This is a genomic window from Bacillus sp. LR--39, from assembly GCF_053613335.1.
In genome coordinates this window covers 1-930 of record NZ_JBSIOT010000485.1, presented here as the reverse complement: position 1 = coordinate 930, position 930 = coordinate 1, and the positions used below count along the sequence as shown (strand labels likewise).

Genomic DNA, 930 nt, shown 5'->3' with positions numbered 1-930 from the left:
TTGTAAAGCTGAACAGCTCGTGTGCGAAACGGCTCAAATCAATGTAACCGCATATGCACAGGAAAAAGGACTCAATAAGCAGGCTGCAGCACGCGATTGCCGCTACCAGTTTTTTGAGGAAATCATGTCGAAGCACCAAGCGGACTATCTAGCTCTTGCGCATCATGGTGATGATCAGGTTGAAACAATGCTTATGAAACTGGCTAAGGGTACGCTTGGAACGGGACTTGCGGGAATGCAGCCGGTTAGACGTTTTGGCACGGGGCGGATCATCAGGCCGTTCTTAACCATTACAAAGGAAGAGATCCTTCACTATTGCCGTGAAAACGGCTTGAGCTACCGGACGGATGAAAGCAACGCCAAAGATGACTACACAAGAAACAGATTCAGAAAAACAGTGCTCCCGTTTTTGAAGCAGGAATCTCCGGATGTGCATAAAAGGTTTCAGAAAGTGAGTGAAGCACTGACGGAAGATGAGCAATTCTTACAGTCATTAACGAAAGATGAAATGAATAAAGTAATCACAAGCCAGTCTAATACATCAGTTGAAATCAATTCCTCTCAATTGCTTGCCCTCCCGATGCCTTTACAAAGAAGAGGAGTTCAACTAATATTAAACTATCTTTATGAAAACGTTCCATCATCCTTTTCAGCCCATCACATTCAGCAGTTTCTCGATTGGGCGGAAAATGGCGGTCCTTCAGGAGTACTGGACTTTCCGAAAGGGCTGAAGGTGGTCAAATCATATCAGACATGTTTGTTTACATTTGAACAATGGCAGTGCAAAAATGTTCCCTTTGAATACCAAATTAGCGGAGCTGCTGATGAAACGGCAGTGCTCCCTAATGGATATCTGATAGAGGCAAGGCATTATGCGGACTCGCCTGAAGAACATGGGAATGCTGTTTTTATCACAAGTGAAAAAAAGGT

At 44.2% G+C, this 930-nt stretch carries 1 protein-coding gene; it reads left to right on the top strand.

The annotated features are described in order from the left end of the window. Nucleotides 1–930, top strand: a 930-nt coding sequence (tilS, locus tag ACWHAR_RS24335) for a tRNA lysidine(34) synthetase TilS (protein WP_452088088.1), incomplete at both ends; no start/stop codon positions are given.